At 40.4% G+C, this 16990-nt stretch carries 26 protein-coding genes and 1 pseudogene; 25 read left to right on the top strand and 2 right to left on the bottom strand.

Features of this window, described 5'->3' with window-relative positions:
- Nucleotides 1–400: 400 nt before the first annotated feature.
- On the bottom strand, nt 401–1396 hold the full coding sequence (gene dusA, locus RGRSB_RS02270; protein ID WP_119259656.1) for a tRNA dihydrouridine(20/20a) synthase DusA: 996 nt from the start codon (nt 1394–1396) through the stop codon (nt 401–403).
- Between the two features lie 1144 nt (nt 1397–2540).
- A pseudogene (locus tag RGRSB_RS10415) lies at nt 2541–2725 on the bottom strand (photosystem II q(b) protein); the annotation flags it as partial.
- Nucleotides 2726–3251: 526 nt separating this feature from the next.
- On the opposite strand from RGRSB_RS10415, the gene rplC reads away from it, so the two are divergent.
- From rplC to RGRSB_RS02395, 25 genes are all read left to right on the top strand, one after another.
- Entirely contained in the window at nt 3252–3890 is a 639-nt protein-coding gene (gene rplC / locus RGRSB_RS02275) for a 50S ribosomal protein L3 (protein WP_119259657.1), read from the top strand.
- A 44-nt stretch (nt 3891–3934) separates the two neighbouring features.
- Nucleotides 3935–4567 carry a 50S ribosomal protein L4 gene (gene rplD, locus RGRSB_RS02280; protein ID WP_119259658.1) on the top strand — a complete coding sequence of 211 codons (633 nt, stop codon included), beginning with the start codon at nt 3935–3937 and terminating at the stop codon, nt 4565–4567.
- On the top strand, nt 4560–4862 hold the full coding sequence (locus RGRSB_RS02285) for a 50S ribosomal protein L23 (protein WP_119259659.1): 303 nt from the start codon (nt 4560–4562) through the stop codon (nt 4860–4862). The genes rplD and RGRSB_RS02285 overlap by 8 nt, the downstream gene beginning before the upstream one ends.
- Before the next feature lie 103 nt (nt 4863–4965).
- A complete protein-coding gene (rplB, locus tag RGRSB_RS02290) occupies nt 4966–5796 on the top strand; it encodes a 50S ribosomal protein L2 (protein WP_119259660.1) in 831 nt (276 codons plus the stop codon).
- Nucleotides 5797–5859: 63 nt separating this feature from the next.
- On the top strand, nt 5860–6141 hold the full coding sequence (gene rpsS / locus RGRSB_RS02295) for a 30S ribosomal protein S19 (protein WP_119259661.1): 282 nt from the start codon (nt 5860–5862) through the stop codon (nt 6139–6141).
- 62 nt (nt 6142–6203) lie between these two features.
- Entirely contained in the window at nt 6204–6566 is a 363-nt protein-coding gene (rplV, locus tag RGRSB_RS02300; protein WP_119259662.1) for a 50S ribosomal protein L22, read from the top strand.
- A gap of 36 nt (nt 6567–6602) precedes the next feature.
- Entirely contained in the window at nt 6603–7328 is a 726-nt protein-coding gene (gene rpsC / locus RGRSB_RS02305; RefSeq protein WP_119259663.1) for a 30S ribosomal protein S3, read from the top strand.
- Nucleotides 7329–7427: 99 nt separating this feature from the next.
- Complete coding sequence (gene rplP / locus RGRSB_RS02310; protein ID WP_119259664.1) at nt 7428–7847, top strand: 50S ribosomal protein L16; 420 nt, start codon at nt 7428–7430, stop codon at nt 7845–7847.
- Nucleotides 7848–7851: 4 nt separating this feature from the next.
- Nucleotides 7852–8106, top strand: a complete 255-nt coding sequence (rpmC, locus tag RGRSB_RS02315; protein WP_119259665.1) for a 50S ribosomal protein L29 — start codon at nt 7852–7854, stop codon at nt 8104–8106.
- Between the two features lie 30 nt (nt 8107–8136).
- Nucleotides 8137–8379 (top strand): 30S ribosomal protein S17, encoded by a 243-nt coding sequence (gene rpsQ / locus RGRSB_RS02320; RefSeq protein ID WP_119259666.1) that lies wholly within the window; start codon nt 8137–8139, stop codon nt 8377–8379.
- Between the two features lie 16 nt (nt 8380–8395).
- Nucleotides 8396–8764, top strand: coding sequence for a 50S ribosomal protein L14 (rplN, locus tag RGRSB_RS02325; RefSeq protein ID WP_119259667.1), 369 nt, complete (start codon nt 8396–8398; stop codon nt 8762–8764).
- Complete coding sequence (gene rplX, locus RGRSB_RS02330; protein WP_119259668.1) at nt 8765–9115, top strand: 50S ribosomal protein L24; 351 nt, start codon at nt 8765–8767, stop codon at nt 9113–9115. It abuts the gene before it with no gap.
- A gap of 122 nt (nt 9116–9237) precedes the next feature.
- Nucleotides 9238–9780 carry a 50S ribosomal protein L5 gene (gene rplE, locus RGRSB_RS02335; RefSeq protein ID WP_119259669.1) on the top strand — a complete coding sequence of 181 codons (543 nt, stop codon included), beginning with the start codon at nt 9238–9240 and terminating at the stop codon, nt 9778–9780.
- 91 nt (nt 9781–9871) lie between these two features.
- Entirely contained in the window at nt 9872–10273 is a 402-nt protein-coding gene (gene rpsH / locus RGRSB_RS02340; protein ID WP_119259670.1) for a 30S ribosomal protein S8, read from the top strand.
- 90 nt (nt 10274–10363) lie between these two features.
- Nucleotides 10364–10903: a 50S ribosomal protein L6 gene (rplF, locus tag RGRSB_RS02345; RefSeq protein WP_119259671.1), complete on the top strand. Its 540-nt coding sequence runs from the start codon at nt 10364–10366 to the stop codon at nt 10901–10903.
- Nucleotides 10904–10905: 2 nt separating this feature from the next.
- Nucleotides 10906–11268 (top strand): 50S ribosomal protein L18, encoded by a 363-nt coding sequence (gene rplR, locus RGRSB_RS02350; protein WP_119259672.1) that lies wholly within the window; start codon nt 10906–10908, stop codon nt 11266–11268.
- A 38-nt stretch (nt 11269–11306) separates the two neighbouring features.
- Entirely contained in the window at nt 11307–11828 is a 522-nt protein-coding gene (gene rpsE, locus RGRSB_RS02355) for a 30S ribosomal protein S5 (protein ID WP_119259673.1), read from the top strand.
- Between the two features lie 78 nt (nt 11829–11906).
- Nucleotides 11907–12353 (top strand): 50S ribosomal protein L15, encoded by a 447-nt coding sequence (gene rplO / locus RGRSB_RS02360; protein ID WP_119259674.1) that lies wholly within the window; start codon nt 11907–11909, stop codon nt 12351–12353.
- 78 nt (nt 12354–12431) lie between these two features.
- Entirely contained in the window at nt 12432–13748 is a 1317-nt protein-coding gene (gene secY / locus RGRSB_RS02365) for a preprotein translocase subunit SecY (RefSeq protein ID WP_119259675.1), read from the top strand.
- Between the two features lie 83 nt (nt 13749–13831).
- The gene (locus tag RGRSB_RS02370; RefSeq protein WP_119259676.1) at nt 13832–14395 is read left to right on the top strand and encodes an adenylate kinase; all 564 of its coding nucleotides are present in this window, start codon (nt 13832–13834) and stop codon (nt 14393–14395) included.
- A gap of 172 nt (nt 14396–14567) precedes the next feature.
- Nucleotides 14568–14795, top strand: a complete 228-nt coding sequence (infA, locus tag RGRSB_RS02375; RefSeq protein ID WP_085433775.1) for a translation initiation factor IF-1 — start codon at nt 14568–14570, stop codon at nt 14793–14795.
- Nucleotides 14796–14911: 116 nt separating this feature from the next.
- Nucleotides 14912–15025 (top strand): 50S ribosomal protein L36, encoded by a 114-nt coding sequence (gene rpmJ / locus RGRSB_RS02380; RefSeq protein ID WP_119260920.1) that lies wholly within the window; start codon nt 14912–14914, stop codon nt 15023–15025.
- Between the two features lie 71 nt (nt 15026–15096).
- Complete coding sequence (gene rpsM / locus RGRSB_RS02385; protein WP_119259677.1) at nt 15097–15480, top strand: 30S ribosomal protein S13; 384 nt, start codon at nt 15097–15099, stop codon at nt 15478–15480.
- A gap of 48 nt (nt 15481–15528) precedes the next feature.
- Complete coding sequence (gene rpsK / locus RGRSB_RS02390) at nt 15529–15921, top strand: 30S ribosomal protein S11 (RefSeq protein ID WP_044106045.1); 393 nt, start codon at nt 15529–15531, stop codon at nt 15919–15921.
- A 98-nt stretch (nt 15922–16019) separates the two neighbouring features.
- Nucleotides 16020–16964, top strand: coding sequence for a DNA-directed RNA polymerase subunit alpha (locus tag RGRSB_RS02395; RefSeq protein WP_119260921.1), 945 nt, complete (start codon nt 16020–16022; stop codon nt 16962–16964).
- Nucleotides 16965–16990 lie beyond the last annotated feature (26 nt).

A 16990-nucleotide genomic window follows, 5' to 3' on the forward strand; every position in this document is an offset into this window, starting at 1 on the left:
GTAAAAGCATATTTCTTCAATTTAAAACAACTCATTGAGTTATTAAATATCACTATTAAGTCCTTAAATAATTAAGTGAAGTTAGTCTATTTATAGACATAAAATTATAAGTAATATTTACTCATTTTTTTAGTAGTTTATAATTTTTAATCTAGTTAAAATTAATAATGTTTAAAAAGTTAATTTATAGTCAGAATTAGACTCAAAGAAAATTATCTATCAAGGTTGAGCACAATTTTATTTTAGATAATTTTAACTAAACTTTAAACTAAAACTTAGTCCCTTTGTTTTTTAAAATATTTGAGCATTATTGAGAATTAATAAGTTATTTAAATATATAGTTACCGCTTTATTTATTTCAGGGAAACTATATTTTATATAATTTATCAATGTGTAATTTCTACTCTCTACTAATTTTAGTCAATGCTTTCTCAATAACCTTAACGTCTGCCCCTGGTAAGTGAGTATTCTCACTAATATATCGTTTCCAAGCTTTCGTTCCTGGAACACCTCCAAAAATAGTTAGTAAATGACGACTAATACTATGAAGTTTCAATCCATTGTTACTCCAATAATCAATATAAGGAAACATTCTTTCAATAACTTCATGACGTGTTAATGGGGTAACTATTTTTCCATAAATATCCCGATCTACTGTAGCAAATAAATAAGGATTATCATATGCTGCTCTACCAATCATAACTCCATCTATAAATCGTAAATGTTGTTTTATTTTTTCTAGGGTAATAATCCCCCCATTAATCTCAATAAAAAGCTGGGGAAACTGTTTCTTCAGGCGATAAACATCACCATATCTTAAGGGAGGAAGAGTTCGATTTTCCTTGGGATTTAATCCTTTTAACCAAGCTTTGCGAGCGTGCACTATAAACCGTTGACATCCTGCTTCTGAAACGATACGGACAAAGTTAGCGAGATCTTCATAGCTATCGCATTCATCAATTCCAATACGATGCTTCACCGTGACGGGAATATGAACTCGTTTTTGCATTGCTTCAACACAATCTGCTACTAATCCTGGTTGTGCCATCAAACAAACCCCAAAGTTGCCACTTTGGACACGATTGCTCGGACAACCTACATTCAAGTTAACCTCGTCATACCCTAAATCTTCAGCAATAATTGTACATTCTGCTAATTCTTGCGGACTGTCTCCCCCTAATTGCAAAGAGAGAGGTTTTTCTTCTAGTGAGAAGTCTAGTAACTTAGAGCGATCACCGTAGTGAATGGCTGTCGTTGTAATCATCTCCGTATAGAGTAGAGTATAACGAGTAATCTGACGCATAAAATAACGGAAGTGACGATCAGTACGATTCATCATCGGTGCTATACTGAGCGGGTATCCTGGAGGCTTCTGATTTATAGAATAAAAAGTCATTTAATTAGTCGATTTTTTGTTCTTGGGTATCTACTGTTAAATTTTAAATTTATTGAGAAAACTAATTGGTAACTTTAGTATTGATTTCTTAACTTTAAACGTTCTACTGTTCGCTGTAATAAACTAACCAGTAGTTTACTTAAAACTAAAAAAACTTATTTTTTGATATTTTTGTTTAACTTGTAAAAACAATCTAATCTGTATTTGGTTTTTATTTTTCTGTCAACTAAATAAAACAAATAATATTTTATTTATCTTATCTTTATTTAACCCCCAAATAATTCCATCTTTGTATTTATTGTAAAAAATTATTTTTAGCTATATTTTTAGAGTTTCATCATAGGTTATACTTTGATTTTAAGTAGAAGCTTTTCATTATAATGGAAAAGTAAAAGAATAGGATAATATTTATTTCTTGGAAATGGAGGAAGTCATAATTGCGATTACAGGCTAGAAGCTTATTATTGCTTATGCATTTTATATTATACCTTAATTAGCTGTAAAGTTTATTCTTTCAGCTACTTCAGCAATAAACTTAAACTGTTGATATAGAAAAATATTTTTAGCTTGATAGAATTAATATAAAAATAAGGTAAAATATTACGGTATTTGTTATAAAAATTTATAAGAGAATTTCAATTTTCTCCAATAAAAACAATAACTAGTTTTCTGAAAAAATAAGATAATGAATGGTTTTGTTGGCATCAAAATATTTAATTTTATAAAATAAAAATATAAAAAGTTGATTTTTAAAAACTTACCAGCAATAGGAAGTATTGTTTGTGCTTTATTGGCGATAAAAAAGGTAATTAAAATGGGAAATATTATATTCTCAACAAGATCTTACTATTGGTATAAATATGTAAATAGATTGTATTAAGCAGAATGGCAACTATTCATTAGGAGCATATATTGCTGATTATAACTAGTAGGGACAAAAAACAGATAAAAATGTAAAAGAAGCAGTGGTTATATTAACTTAATAATAGTAAAATTTATATAAAGAAGTGATTATAAGAATTATGAAAACAAGAAACTTAGAGGAAGTAGTAAGATGGTAAATATATTAAAAATAAAGAGTTTTGGTCAGAAGTAAAGATACTAAACATAAACGTGCAAAAGCTCTATGAAAATAGAGTAAACTAAGTCCGATGGCGTTAGAAAAAGGAATAACAGCACCAAAAACGACGTTGTTTCCGTAGAGAAGTGAACTAGCTACAGGTTTACAGATATCGTCAGTATCTACTGAAGGAGCCGCGACGGAATGGTAGCAGTTAAAAGAATAGAGGTTATTAAAATACCGAAATAACCTAGGTAGAGGCGGTTATTGATGCCGTTGGTTCATTAGCAAAACTGTTTTGTCGTTTTAGTGGGATTGATACTTGAGACTACGACCACCACATAAATAGGGATTGATAATTTGTAACAACACGACAACTATTGGATTTAGAACTCTCTAAAGTTAAATAAATTCTACTCAGCGCTTGATTTTTATAGGCACTTGCTTGTAAGATATACTGTGGTGGCTAAAAAGCATTAATGACTATTGCCATGGCTAATAGCCGTTGTCTTAAATGAAACTGATAAGGTATCGTAAAAGCAACCAGCAGCTTAGTGTTGTAAGTCCGCCTTGAAGATACTGAGGAATAAAAATTATCCTTAAGTCTTGAGGAGAAAACGGCATCTTAACCAGGTATGTTCAACTGGTTAAACGTATAATCAAGCATCTTCTTGATATACCGAATCTAAAATATCACCCAAGGATGGAGGAGCGTACAAATATTGTCTTGTACCTCTAGACTTGATTGATTGCTGCTCACCTATTGTCTAAATAATAATGTAGAGGGAAAAATCCGTGGCTGTTGGTATCCTCGGAACTAAGCTCGGCATGACCCAAATCTTCGACCAGGAGACGGGACTCGCGATTCCCGTCACTGTCGTTCAAGCAGGTCCATGTACCGTTACGCAAATTAAAACATCTGAAACAGATGGGTATAGTGCCATCCAGGTTGGATATAACGAAGTTAAAGAAAAAGCTTTAACTAAAGCTGAATTAGGGCATTTGAAAAAAAATGACGTACCGCCCTTGCGTCATCTAAAAGAATATCAGCTAGATGATCCTAATCAATATCAGTTAGGGGATGCTATTAAAGCAGATATATTTAACACAGGTGATTTGGTTGATATCGCCGGTAAAAGTATCGGTCGTGGGTTTGCTGGATATCAAAAACGTCATAACTTTAAACGGGGGAATATGACTCACGGGTCTAAAAACCATCGTCTTCCAGGATCTACTGGAGCCGGAACTACTCCAGGAAGAGTTTATCCAGGGAAACGTATGGCAGGTCAGTATGGTGCGACCCAAGTCACCATCCGCAGACTTCAAGTAGTGCAAGTCTATAGAGAACGAAACCTAATACTTGTTAAAGGAGCAATTCCGGGTAAGTCTGGGGCTTTACTTAATATTACCCCCGCCCAAAAAGTCGGTAAATAATCGTGTGTAATAATGACGACCGATCACTTAACTGAGAGCTAAAAATGGTTGATTGTATCATTAAAAACTGGCAAGGAGAAGAAGCAGGTCAAGCAACCTTGGAGTTAAAAGTGGCTAAAGAAGAAAACGCCACTCACATAGTCCATCGTGCCTTAGTACGGCAACGTACGAATGGACGTCAAGGGACTGCTTCAAGTAAAACTCGTGCCGAAGTTAGAGGGGGCGGACGTAAACCCTGGAGACAAAAAGGAACTGGACGAGCTAGGGCCGGATCTAATCGTTCTCCATTATGGCGAGGCGGAGGGGTTATTTTTGGACCTAAACCTAAGAACTTTAGCCTTAAGATGAACCGCAAAGAGCGCCGTTTAGCCTTGAGAACCGCCTTAAAAAGCCGTGCTGAAGACTTAGTGATTGTAGAAAACTTTGCCGCTCAATTTTCTCAGCCAAAAACTAAAGAATTAGTCTCGGCTTTGAGCCGTTGGGGAGTAGAACAGGGTAAACAAGTCATTTTGATCTTGTCCGATATTTCCAATAACGTCTACTTATCAGCCCGTAACGTTCCCTATCTAAAGCTATTAAGAGCTGACGGTTTAAATGTTTATGATTTGTTAGTAGCCGAAAAAATTGTCGCTACCCCAGAGGCCTTAAGCAAAATACAGGAGGTTTACAGTGACTAACTATGACCCCCGCAACTTGGCTGATTTAATCCTCAAGCCGATTGTTACTGAAAAAGCAACCTTACTTTTAGAAGACAATAAATATGTCTTTGAAGTTGCTCCTAGATCAACTAAATCTCAAATTAAAGCCGCTATTGAGAGCTTATTTGAAGTTAGCGTCTTGAAGGTTAACACGTCCCGCCCCCCACGCAAAAAAAAGAGAGTGGGCAAGTTCGTTGGATATAAGCCTTTATATAAACGGGCGATCGTAACCTTACAAGAAGGGGACTCCATTATCTTGTTCCCTGATGTTTAAAGGATCAGTCAATAGTGATAGTCAATACAAGGTATGGAGAAAGGCATCTGACAAACCAAAATATTTACTATCAACTGCTAACGATTAACTATTAACTATCATCATGGGTATTCGTTCTTATCGGCCTTACACTCCAGGAACTAGACAAGCGTCTGTCTCAGATTTCTCAGAAATTACCAAAAGTAAGCCGGAAAAATCATTAACCACATCCAAGCACAATCCCAAGGGGCGCAATAACCGAGGGGTGATTACCTGTCGTCATCGTGGAGGTGGACACAAGCGTCGCTATCGATTAGTAGATTTTCGCCGCGATAAACACAATATACCGGCAAAAGTAGCCGCTATTGAGTACGACCCCAACCGTAATTCCCGTCTTGCTCTTTTATTCTACCAAGACGGAGAAAAGAGGTACATGTTAGCACCGGCCGGCATCGTTGTTGGAACTATAGTAGTGTCTGGGGAAAATTCCCCCTTTGAAGTAGGTAACGCCCTACCTCTGATTAGAATCCCTCTAGGAACAGAAGTTCATAATATTGAACTAGTACCAGGGAAAGGAGGACAGATAGTACGTGCTGCTGGGGGAGCTGCTCAAGTGGTGGCTAAAGAAGGTGACTACGTTACCTTAAGATTGCCCTCAAAAGAGGTCCGCATGGTTCGTAAAGAATGTTACGCCACCATTGGTAAAGTGGGCAATATCGAAGCTAGAAACCTCAAACTTGGAAAAGCTGGACGGACCCGTCATCTCGGACGACGCCCTCACGTTAGAGGAAGTGTCATGAACCCGGTGGATCATCCCCACGGTGGTGGAGAAGGACGCGCTCCCATTGGTCGTAGTGGACCGATGACACCTTGGGGTAAGCCTGCATTAGGGGCCAAAACCCGCAATAAGAAAAAACAGAGTTCCAAACTAATTGTGCGTCGTCGTACGAAATAATCTTTCTGGAAAATGTAATTCCTTTAAGAAATTAATCACTGAATTTTTACCATTGAACCGCTTATGGGTCGCTCTCTGAAAAAAGGTCCGTTTGTTGCTGATAGTCTTCTTTCAAAAATTGAAAAACTCAACGAGAAAGGAGAAAAGCAGGTTATTAGAACTTGGTCTAGGGCTTCAACTGTCGTTCCCCAAATGGTTGGTCATACCATTGCCGTCCACAATGGAAAACAACATGTCCCAATCTTTGTATCAGAACAGATGGTGGGGCATAAACTGGGAGAATTTGCTCCCACCCGAACTTTTAGAGGACACGCCAAAAGTGATAAAAAATCGGGTCGTCGATAACCTAACTAATAGTCAATAGTCAAAAGCTATTAACTATTAACTATTAACTATTAACTAAAGAAATGACAGCTGATACGACAGTAGAAGTAAAAGCGCTCGCTCGTTACATTCGAATGTCACCCGCAAAAGTGCGGCGGGTGTTAGATCAGATTCGCGGGCGTTCCTACCGAGAAGCTCTAATTATTCTCGAATTCATGCCCTATAGGGCTTGTGAGCCTATTCTTAAGGTCCTGCGTTCAGCCGCAGCTAATGCAGAACATAACCGAGGGTTAGATCGGGCAACTTTAGTAGTCAGTAAAGCCTATGCTGATGGCGGACCAAGCCTAAAACGCTTCCGACCTAGAGCTCAAGGGCGAGCTTATCAAATTCGCAAACCAACCTGTCACATTACGGTTGCCGTCGCACCCAATTTAGCAGAAGACTAGCTAAAACCCTTAATACTTTCCTCCTTTTACTTTAATATGGGACAAAAGATACATCCAATTGGGTTTCGTCTCGGCGTTACCAAAGAACATAAATCCTGTTGGTACGCTGATGCCAAACACTATCCAGAACTGTTACAAGAAGATCGCCGAGTTCGCGATTATATCACTAAAAATCTTAGTAATGCTGGAATTTCTAGCATTCGTATCGAGCGCAAAGCCGATCAGATCGACCTCGTTATTCATACGGCACGACCAGGAGTTGTCGTTGGGCGAGGAGGTAGTGGTATTGAGCAACTACGTGTTGGCTTACAACAGAAATTAGGCGGCAACCGTCAAATCCGCATCAACGTGATAGAAGTATCGCGAGTCGATGCTGATGCAGCTTTGATTGCTGAATATATTACTCAACAGCTTGAGCGAAGAGTCTCCTTCCGTCGTGTTGTCCGTCAAGCTATTCAACGGGCGCAACGAGCGGAAGTAAAAGGCATCAAAATTCAAGTAGGAGGTCGCCTTAACGGAGCAGAAATTGCCCGGAGTGAATGGGTGAGGGAAGGAAGAGTTCCTTTGCATACTCTCCGAGCCGATATCGACTATTCCTACCGTACCGCCCAAACCATCTACGGCATATTAGGAGTTAAGGTTTGGATATTCAAAGGAGAAATCATTCCTGGTCAAGAAGAACAACCTATTCCCATGCCGACTCAGACGCCACGTCGTCAACGCCGCCGTCAGCAATTTGAAGATCGCTCGAATGAAGAGTAAGTTAACAAGAGTTAAGTAAGTGTAGTCAATAGTGGATTATTTAACGGTTATTAACTACTAACGACTAACTATGATATGAACTGATAACGGATAACTACAATGCTTAGTCCTAGAAGAACTAAATTTCGGAAACAGCAGCGAGGGCGAATGAGGGGGATGGCCTATCGAGGTAATACCCTGAATTTTGGTGAATATGCACTACAAGCCACTGAACCCTGTTGGATTACCTCTCGTCAAATTGAAGCTGCTCGACGTGCCATGACCCGTTATATCAAAAGGGGTGGAAAAATCTGGATTAGGGTTTTTCCTGATAAACCTGTGACTATGCGTCCTGCAGAGACTCGAATGGGATCAGGTAAAGGTAATCCAGAATACTGGGTTGCAGTGGTTAAACCTGGTCGCATCATGTTCGAATTATCGGGAGTGACTGAAACCATTGCGCGGGAAGCAATGCGGTTAGCGGACCAAAAATTGCCAATTAAAACAAAGTTTATAACTAAAGAGGAGGAATACATCTAAGGTTATGCCCCTACCTAAGATAGAAAATGTGAGAAAGCTCAGCGATGAAGAACTGGTTAATGAAATTCTAGCTACCAAGCGTCAGTTATTTAATCTGAGATTTCAGCAAGCTACCCGCCGCTTAGAAAAAACCCATGAATTTAAGCATGCACGCCATCGTTTAGCGCAACTTCTTACCGTGGAGCGGGAACGTCAAATCCGAGCAATTAATTCAAATATACTATCAAAGTTAGAGTCCACGGAAACTCAAACCCCATAGCCAACCTAAAAGGAGGAATCAGAGTAAATTATGGCAGTAAAAGAAAGAGTAGGAGTTGTCATCAGTGACAAAATGGATAAAACCGTCGTTGTTGCTATTGAAAACCGTTCTCCTCACCCTAAATATCGAAAAATTATCGTGAAAACGAAAAAATTTAAAGTCCACGATCAGGAAAACCAATGTCAGGAAGGCGATCGAGTTCGCATTCGAGAAACCAGACCTCTCAGCAAAACAAAACGCTGGGTAGTTACAGAAATTTTAACGTCCCATTAGTCCTTTTGTTAGCCCCGTGATTCAACAACAAACCTATCTCAATGTCGCTGATAATAGTGGCGCTCGCAAGTTAATGTGTTTGCGAGTCTTAGGAACCGGAAACAGCACCTACGGCGGGATTGGCGATGTCATTATTGCCGTCGTAAAAGACGCCATCCCTAACATGCCGATCAAACGCTCCGATATTGTAAGAGCCGTTATTGTGCGGACTCGCCAAGCACAAAAACGGGCAAGCGGTATGAGTATTCGATTTGACGATAATGCCGCTGTTATCATCAATAACGACGGTAATCCGAGAGGAACCCGTGTTTTTGGACCAGTTGCGCGGGAACTGCGCGATAAAAACTTTACCAAAATCGTTTCTCTGGCTCCGGAGGTACTCTAAATGAGTAATAAGAAAAACCAAAAGCTCCAACGGCATAGAATGCACGTCAAAACAGGCGACACCGTTCAGGTGATTTCTGGTCGAGATAAAGGAAAGGTTGGGGAAATTATTAAAATCAATCCTAAAACCAGTAAAGTCGTCATCCAAGGAGTTAATGTGAGAACAAAGCACATTAAGCCTCAGCAAGAAGGAGAATCTGGGCAAATTACTACTTTTGAAGCCCCAATTCATAGTTCTAACGTCATGTTGTATTCCACTAAAGAAAAAGTTGCCAGTCGAATTTGTTACACCTTCACCAAAGAGGGTCGTAAAGTACGGATGCTTAAGAAAACTGGGGAAATTATTGACTAGTTTGAGGAAAAATTGATTATTATCCCTGGATAGTTAATCCGTTCCTTAATTAATGATTAATTTCTTAACCAATGATCAATTCCTTCCCTGACCAAGCCCAGGGAAATCAAGGATAAAATGCCATGACTCAACGCCTAAAAAATTTTTATCAAGACACCATTGTCCCAAAACTCAAAGAACAGTTTGGGTACAAAAATCTACATCAAGTTCCTAAAGTGGTCAAAATCACCGTCAATCGAGGATTAGGAGAGGCATCTCAAAATGCCAAGGCTCTAGAATCTTCCATTAGTGAACTGTCCACTATCACCGGACAAAAACCCGTTGTTACCCGGGCAAAAAAAGCGATCGCTGGCTTTAAAATCCGTGAAGGAATGCCTGTCGGGGTCATGGTTACCCTGCGTTCAGATCGAATGTATTCCTTCTTAGATCGTCTTATTAACCTAGCTTTGCCTCGAATTCGAGACTTTCGTGGTATCAGTGAAAAAAGCTTCGATGGGCGAGGTAACTATAGTTTAGGAATCCGCGAACAACTCATCTTTCCTGAAATTGACTACGACACCATCGACCAAATCCGGGGAATGGATGTCTCAATTATTACTACGGCAAAGACTGATGAAGAAGGACGCACTTTACTCAAAGAAATGGGAATGCCCTTCCGCAAGTAGTCACCATATTACTCCGCTTTATACGGAGCCTGCCTGCTAGCAACCTTTGGTTAATCAGCGACTTCATAGGAGAAATTCACCTTAAGCAATAATGGCACCTAACGACACTATCTCAGATATGCTAACTCGCATCCGCAATGCTTGTGCCGTCCGGCATCCCACTACCCAAGTGCCGACCACAAAAATGACCCGTAGCATTGCTCAAGTTCTCAAAGAAGAGGGCTTTATTGAAGACTTCGAAGAAACGGGAGAAGGAGTTAAACGATTTCTTGTTCTGACTCTCAAGTACAAAGACAAAAGCCGTCAACCCATTATTAATATGCTTAAGCGGGCAAGTAAACCAGGGTTACGAGTCTACTCTAAGAGAAAAGACTTGCCTCGAGTACTTGGCGGCATTGGTATTGCAATCATTTCTACCTCCAAAGGTGTTATGACTGACCGAGAAGCAAGACGTCAAAACGTGGGTGGCGAAATCTTATGCTACATCTGGTAGCGTTTTCAGTAAACAGTAAATAAGAACTGATAACTGATAACTGATAACTGATAACTGATAACTGATAACTGATAACTGGTAATTAAACCTATGTCTCGTATTGGTAAACGCCCCATTCTTATTCCTAATAAAGTCACCATCGAGATCAACGGGCAATATGTGGCGGCTAAAGGACCTAAGGGATCGTTGGATCTCACCCTTTCCGAAAAAGTCAAGGTGGTTCAAGAGTCCGACACCCTGGTGATAGAACGAGCTGATAATTCTCGGACTGCCAAAGAGCGTCACGGACTCAGCCGCACCCTCATCGCTAATATGGTTGAAGGAGTATCTAAAGGCTTTGAAAAACGTCTCAGTATCCAAGGTGTCGGCTATCGAGCTCAAACCCAAGGAAGCAAACTTATTTTGAATGTGGGCTATAGTAAACCCGTTGAAATGATTATGCCCCAAGGCATTCAAGTTGTAGTTGAAAACAACACCCAAGTGGTGGTTAGTGGCATCAATAAAGAAATTGTGGGCAACGTTGCAGCCCAGATCCGCGCTGTCCGTCCCCCAGAGGTTTATAAAGGCAAAGGCATTCGCTATCTGGGCGAGTTTGTCAGACGTAAGGCAGGTAAGACAGGTAAAAAATAAATATGAAACTCACGCGTAGACAATCAACTCAACGTCGCCATCGGCGGATTCGCAAAAAAGTCAGCGGTACGACTGAGTGCCCCCGTCTGGCAATTTTTCGTTCTAATCAGCATATCTATGCTCAAGTTATTGATGATATAGCTCAGCAAACTTTAGCCGCCGCTTCGACCTTAGAACCAGATCTAAAACAGTCTTTGTCTTCAGGGTCTACTTGTGAAGCATCAGCTGCAGTAGGCAAATTGATTGCTCAACGGACTATCAATAAGGGAATTGAACAAGTCGTCTTTGATCGAGGGGGTAATCTTTACCATGGACGAGTTAAAGCATTAGCAGATGCAGCCCGTGAAGCTGGATTACAGTTTTAAATACAACGAACCAATATCTCAATGTGAGGGTAGAAATTATGGCAAAACGTCGTAAAGGCAGCCGAACAAAAGCGAAAGAAACCAACTGGCAAGAACGGGTAATTCAAATTCGTCGGGTCAGTAAGGTTGTTAAAGGCGGTAAAAAACTAAGTTTTCGTGCTATTGTCGTCGTTGGCAATGAAAATGGACAAGTCGGCGTTGGCGTTGGCAAAGCTGGGGATGTTATTGGAGCAGTTCGTAAAGGAGTCGCTGATGGCAAGAAACAACTAATAGATATATCTTTGAACAAAGCCAGTTCCATTACTCACGTTGCTAAAGGTATTTCTGGAGGAGCTAAAGTTGTTGTCAGACCGGCTGCCCCAGGTACGGGGGTAATTGCCGGGGGAGCCGTACGTACAGTTTTGGAATTAGCAGGTGTAAAAAATATTCTTGCTAAACAACTTGGCTCAAGTAATCCTCTCAACAATGCTAGGGCTGTGATTAACGCTCTTGAGGGTATCCGGACTTTCTCTGATGTCGCTCAGGAGCGGGGGGTTCCCCTAGAATATCTTTACACTTAATCCCTAGACGCCAATGGATTATTAAGGCGTGAGGAAGAATGACTGCCCAAACATTAAATATCCAAAAAAAAGAAAATTATGAGAATTCATGAAGTAACCCCGAAAGAAGGCTCCAAAAGACGCCGTCGTCGCGTTGGACGTGGAATTTCTGCAGGAAAAGGAGCAAGTTGTGGCTTTGGGATGCGGGGGCAGAAATCACGATCAGGAACAGGGACAAAGCCCGGATTTGAAGGTGGACAAATGCCTCTGTATCGTCGTGTTCCCAAATTAAAACACTTTTCCATAGTTAATCCCCATAACTACACCATTATTAACGTGGGTAAATTAAATTCTCTGTTCCCTCAGACCGAGGTTACCCTAGAAAGTTTGATTGAACAAGGACTTATTACGAGTAATGATGGTCCATTAAAGGTGTTGGGAGATGGAAATCTGGAGAAATCTTTAACAATTAAAGCAGCGGCCTTCACCAAAAGTGCTAAAGAAAAAATAGAAGCAGCTGGAGGAAGTTGGAAAGAGTTATCTTGAAATACTACCAAAAAAACACCGAAAACGATTAATAATTGATAAGGAATAATTGATCATTGATAACTGAGGTAGCCATTAATGGTTGTCAGTCGAGATAAAACGCCTACAGCACAAGAGACATTTTTACAAATGGCTCAAGCCGCCGGTCTTCGAGGTCGGCTCTTGATCACCATTGGATTATTGATTTTAATTCGTTTTGGCATTTTTATTCCTATTCCAGGAATTGATCGTGAAGCCTTTGCCGCCGCTATTAGTAATAGTCCTATTTTAGGTTTTTTGGATATCTTTACAGGAGGAGGGATTGCCGCTTTAGGAATCTTTGCCTTAGGAATCCTCCCGTTTATTAATGCCTCCATTATTATGCAGCTATTAACAGCTGCTATCCCTGCTTTGGAAGATTTGCAAAAAAATGAAGGAGAAGCAGGAAGGCGTAAAATTTCCCAGATAACTCGCTACGTTGCCCTAGGTTGGTGTATTGTCCAGAGTTCGGGGATTACTATTGGTTTATTGAGACAGTATGCTCTCAATGACCAGTTTTGGTTTGTCCCTGAAACAGTTTTAGCTCTAACGGCTGGTTCGATGTTTGTTATGTGGGTGTCAGAAATTATCACAGAACGAGGCATTGGCAATGGAGCATCTTTATTGATTTTCGTTAATATTGTTGCAAGTTTACCGAGAACTTTGGGTAACACTATAGATTATGCTCAAACAGGCGGTCAGCAAGCCGTAGCCCAAGTCGTAATTCTTTTGTTAGTATTCCTGATTATGATTGTGGGGATTGTGTTTGTTCAAGAAGGAACCAGACGCATTCCCATTATTTCAGCCCGTCGTCAAGTAGGACGGAGATTATACCGAGAAAGAACCAGTTATTTACCTCTACGGTTGAATCAAGGTGGAGTAATGCCGATTATTTTTGCTTCCGCCGTTTTGATTTTACCCCAGTCCTTAGCAGGATTTTTTGGTAACCAAGGACCAGTTAGTCAGGTGTTAGTACAAATTGCTAATACTTTACGTCCTGGAACTTGGACTTATATTGGAGTCTACTCATTGTTGATTCTGTTTTTTAGTTACTTCTATGCTTCCCTAATCATGAACCCTGAAGATGTCTCCAAAAATCTTAAGAAAATGGGAGCAAGTATTCCAGGAGTCCGCCCAGGAGATAAAACTAAACAGTATTTAGAAGGAGTTCTTAACCGTCTTACTTTTCTAGGGGCAATCTTTTTAAGCATTGTCGCAACTGTTCCTACTCTAGTTGAAGGAGCAACTGGAGTTACAACTTTCCGGGGACTGGGAGCAACTTCTCTTTTAATTCTAGTAGGGGTCGCCATTGATACCGCTAAACAAATTCAAACTTATGTCATCTCCCAAAGGTATGAGGGAATGATTAAACAGTAAATGATTTAGGGAATAGGGAAGTTTAATTATTCCCAGTCCCTATTTTTCATAAAGTCTAACTAACCTCAAGACAAACAATAGCTATGAGTCATGCAAAGGGATTAATTTTTTTAGGACCACCAGGTTCAGGAAAAGGAACCCAAGCCCAACTTTTATCAGAACAATTAAGAATTCCTCATATCTCAACCGGAGAAATGTTAAGAGAAGCGATCGCTAAAAAGACAGAATTAGGGAAAAGAGCTCAACACTATGTCGATAAAGGGGAGTTAGTGCCTGATGAGTTACTATTAAACTTGATTAGAGAACGACTTAACCAGGACGATGTTAAAAGTGGGTGGATTTTAGATGGGTTTCCCCGAAACGTTTCTCAGGCAACTTTTTTGGATAGACTCTTGTTAGAATTGGGAAAATTTTCTGAACAAGCTATCAATTTAGAAGTGTCCGATAATCAACTTGTTGAACGGCTTCTGTTAAGAGGTCGTAAAGACGATAATGAAGAAACTATTCGTCGTCGATTAGAAGTTTACCGGGAGAAAACAAAGCCAGTTATTGATTATTATCAACAACATTGTCGACTAACTTCTGTGGATGGAAACCCTCCACTAGAATGGGTAACCGCTTCTTTGAAAAGAGTTATCACTACTTAATTCAGTGACGGAGTTGACCACAAACTGACAAATCCCGTGACCTCAAAATTTCTGATAAAATAGGCGGGGAGTAGTCTATAAGGCTTACACGTCAGACTGATCATATTTGTCCATTCCTAGCTTAGACATCCACCCAATCTTTTTTAAAGTGTACCATTTGAGGCTTAATCTTTTGTCCAAACAAGATTTAATTGAAATGGAGGGAACAGTAACAGAATCTCTCCCTAATGCTATGTTTAGAGTTGATCTTGATAATGGGTTTAATGTATTAGCTCACATTTCAGGAAAAATCCGCCGTAACTATATTAAAATTCTGCCAGGTGATCGTGTGAAGGTTGAGTTAACCCCTTACGACTTAACTAAAGGAAGAATTACTTATCGGTTAAAAACAAAAAAATAAGAGGTTAGTAAACTGAAGCTCGACAACAATTCCTTAAAAAATTTGTTAAATTGGCTAAATTTGAAGACAATTATTGCTACAATAATAAGCTTGCAGTCGAAGCTTTAAAAAACAAAATGAAAGTTAGAGCATCAGTGAAGAGAATGTGTGACAAATGTCGGGTTATCCGACGGCGTGGGCGAGTAATGGTGCTTTGTACCAATCCTAAACACAAACAACGTCAAGGTTAGTCGTTATCGTTACACAAAAGTGAAACAATTTCTAAAAACGCAAACAGCAATATTGTATAGGGAGAAAAAGCGTGGCAAGGATAGCTGGTGTAGACCTGCCTCGGGATAAACGGGTGGAGATTGGCCTAACTTATTTATTTGGCATTGGTCTATCGAGGTCTCAAGAAATTTTAGCAGAAACAGGGGTTAGTCCCGATACTCGGGTTAGAGATTTAAGTGACGAAGACGTTGCTACTTTGCGTGCTTACATTGAAGCGAACTATCAAATCGAAGGGGATTTGAGACGTTGGGAGGCAATGAATATCAAGCGTTTAGCAGATATTGGGACCTATAGAGGCCGTCGTCATCGTCAAGGGCTGCCAGTACGGGGACAACGGACTAGGACCAATGCCCGTACTCGTCGCGGTAGAAGACTTACCGTTGCTGGGAAGAAAAAAGCCCCCTCTAAAAAATAATGAGTTTCTATTGGTAATTGAGTTAGACAGAAAATTCAGTAAAGAACTATGGCGCGACCAACAAAAAAAAGCGGTGCAAAGAAGCAGAAAAAAAATGTTCCTAACGGCACGGCTCACATCCAATCTACCTTCAATAATACTATCGTTACCATTGCTGATACGAAAGGTGACGTCGTTTCTTGGGCATCAGCTGGTTCAAGCGGTTTCAAGGGGGCGAAGAAAGGAACTCCCTTTGCGGCACAGACCGCGGCCGATTCAGCGGCTCGACGAGCAATTGATCATGGAATGCGGCAAATTGAGGTAATGGTCAGTGGGCCAGGTGCGGGACGTGAAACAGCTATTCGTGCTCTTCAAGGTGCAGGACTAGAAATTACCCTTATTCGGGATGTTACTCCTATACCTCACAACGGCTGTCGTCCACCAAAACGACGCCGAGTTTAGCCAGCAGTCGCAAATTAAAAAAAACGTAAAAAGTTGGCGTTGGACAAGGCGCGAATCCGCGTCGTAGGGGCATTTGACAATGAAGGGAGGTCATGGTCGTGGCGCAGTTTCAAATTGAGTGTGTTGAGTCTAAGACTCAGAAAAATCAAAGTCAATATAGTAAGTTTGTCCTGGAGCCTCTAGAACGAGGACAAGGGACTACAATGGGTAATGCTCTAAGGCGAGTGTTACTAGCTAATTTAGAGGGAGCATCGGTTACGGCGATTCGCATTGCGGGGGTTAACCACGAGTTCGCTACCATCCCAGGGGTTAGAGAGGATGTGTTAGAAATCATGTTAAACATGAAGGAAATTGTCCTCAAAAGTTATAGTGATCAGCCGCAAATTGGCCGTCTGGTAGCAATGGGAGCGGCTACAGTAACTGCGGCAAATTTTGAGTTACCCTCAGAAGTAGAGGCTGTTGATCCAACTCAGTACATTGCTACCTTGACAGAAGGGTCGAAGTTGGAGATGGAGTTTCGAGTTGAAAAAGGAACTGGATATAAAGGAATTTACCGTCACAAAGATGAATCTTCTTCCCTAGATTTCTTACAGATCGATGCAGTTTTTATGCCGGTCACCAAGGTTAATTATAGTGTAGAAGACATTAGGGGAGATGGGGCTGAGCCTAAAGATCGACTTATTTTGGAAATATGGACAAATGGCAGTTTTAATCCAAAAGATGCTCTGTCTGAAGCAGCAGAGATTGTAGTGGATTTATTTAGTCCTCTTAAAGATCTTAATCAACTTGAAACTAGTCCTCCTGATTATCAAGATGACGATAATCCTCAAAGTCAGATTCCTATTGAAGAACTACAACTTTCGGTGCGAGCTTACAATTGCCTAAAAAGGGCACAGATAAATACAGTCGCAGATTTATTGGATTATAGTCAAGAAGACCTTCTCGAAATTAAGAATTTTGGGCAAAAGTCTGCTGAAGAGGTGATTGAAGCTTTACAAAAGCGGTTGGGCATTACCTTACCTCAGGAAAAAGTTAAACCTTGATCTAAGTCCTCAAATTTTGAGTGTTG

This window comes from cyanobacterium endosymbiont of Rhopalodia gibberula, from assembly GCF_003574135.1.
Taxonomy (GTDB): Bacteria; Cyanobacteriota; Cyanobacteriia; order Cyanobacteriales; family Microcystaceae; genus Rippkaea.

Excerpts from the sequence above, each read along its gene's own strand:
- dusA (WP_119259656.1), bottom strand. The coding sequence starts at position 1,396 with ATGACTTTTTATTCTATAAATCAGAAGCCTCCAGGATACCCGCTCAGT.
- rplD (WP_119259658.1), top strand. The coding sequence starts at position 3,935 with ATGGTTGATTGTATCATTAAAAACTGGCAAGGAGAAGAAGCAGGTCAA.
- rplB (WP_119259660.1), top strand. The coding sequence starts at position 4,966 with ATGGGTATTCGTTCTTATCGGCCTTACACTCCAGGAACTAGACAAGCG.
- rpsS (WP_119259661.1), top strand. The coding sequence starts at position 5,860 with ATGGGTCGCTCTCTGAAAAAAGGTCCGTTTGTTGCTGATAGTCTTCTT.
- rplV (WP_119259662.1), top strand. The coding sequence starts at position 6,204 with ATGACAGCTGATACGACAGTAGAAGTAAAAGCGCTCGCTCGTTACATT.
- rpsC (WP_119259663.1), top strand. The coding sequence starts at position 6,603 with ATGGGACAAAAGATACATCCAATTGGGTTTCGTCTCGGCGTTACCAAA.
- rplP (WP_119259664.1), top strand. The coding sequence starts at position 7,428 with ATGCTTAGTCCTAGAAGAACTAAATTTCGGAAACAGCAGCGAGGGCGA.
- rpmC (WP_119259665.1), top strand. The coding sequence starts at position 7,852 with ATGCCCCTACCTAAGATAGAAAATGTGAGAAAGCTCAGCGATGAAGAA.
- rpsQ (WP_119259666.1), top strand. The coding sequence starts at position 8,137 with ATGGCAGTAAAAGAAAGAGTAGGAGTTGTCATCAGTGACAAAATGGAT.
- rplX (WP_119259668.1), top strand. The coding sequence starts at position 8,765 with ATGAGTAATAAGAAAAACCAAAAGCTCCAACGGCATAGAATGCACGTC.
- rplE (WP_119259669.1), top strand. The coding sequence starts at position 9,238 with ATGACTCAACGCCTAAAAAATTTTTATCAAGACACCATTGTCCCAAAA.
- rpsH (WP_119259670.1), top strand. The coding sequence starts at position 9,872 with ATGGCACCTAACGACACTATCTCAGATATGCTAACTCGCATCCGCAAT.
- rplF (WP_119259671.1), top strand. The coding sequence starts at position 10,364 with ATGTCTCGTATTGGTAAACGCCCCATTCTTATTCCTAATAAAGTCACC.
- rplR (WP_119259672.1), top strand. The coding sequence starts at position 10,906 with ATGAAACTCACGCGTAGACAATCAACTCAACGTCGCCATCGGCGGATT.
- rpsE (WP_119259673.1), top strand. The coding sequence starts at position 11,307 with ATGGCAAAACGTCGTAAAGGCAGCCGAACAAAAGCGAAAGAAACCAAC.
- rplO (WP_119259674.1), top strand. The coding sequence starts at position 11,907 with ATGAGAATTCATGAAGTAACCCCGAAAGAAGGCTCCAAAAGACGCCGT.
- secY (WP_119259675.1), top strand. The coding sequence starts at position 12,432 with ATGGTTGTCAGTCGAGATAAAACGCCTACAGCACAAGAGACATTTTTA.
- RGRSB_RS02370 (WP_119259676.1), top strand. The coding sequence starts at position 13,832 with ATGAGTCATGCAAAGGGATTAATTTTTTTAGGACCACCAGGTTCAGGA.
- rpmJ (WP_119260920.1), top strand. The coding sequence starts at position 14,912 with ATGAAAGTTAGAGCATCAGTGAAGAGAATGTGTGACAAATGTCGGGTT.
- rpsK (WP_044106045.1), top strand. The coding sequence starts at position 15,529 with ATGGCGCGACCAACAAAAAAAAGCGGTGCAAAGAAGCAGAAAAAAAAT.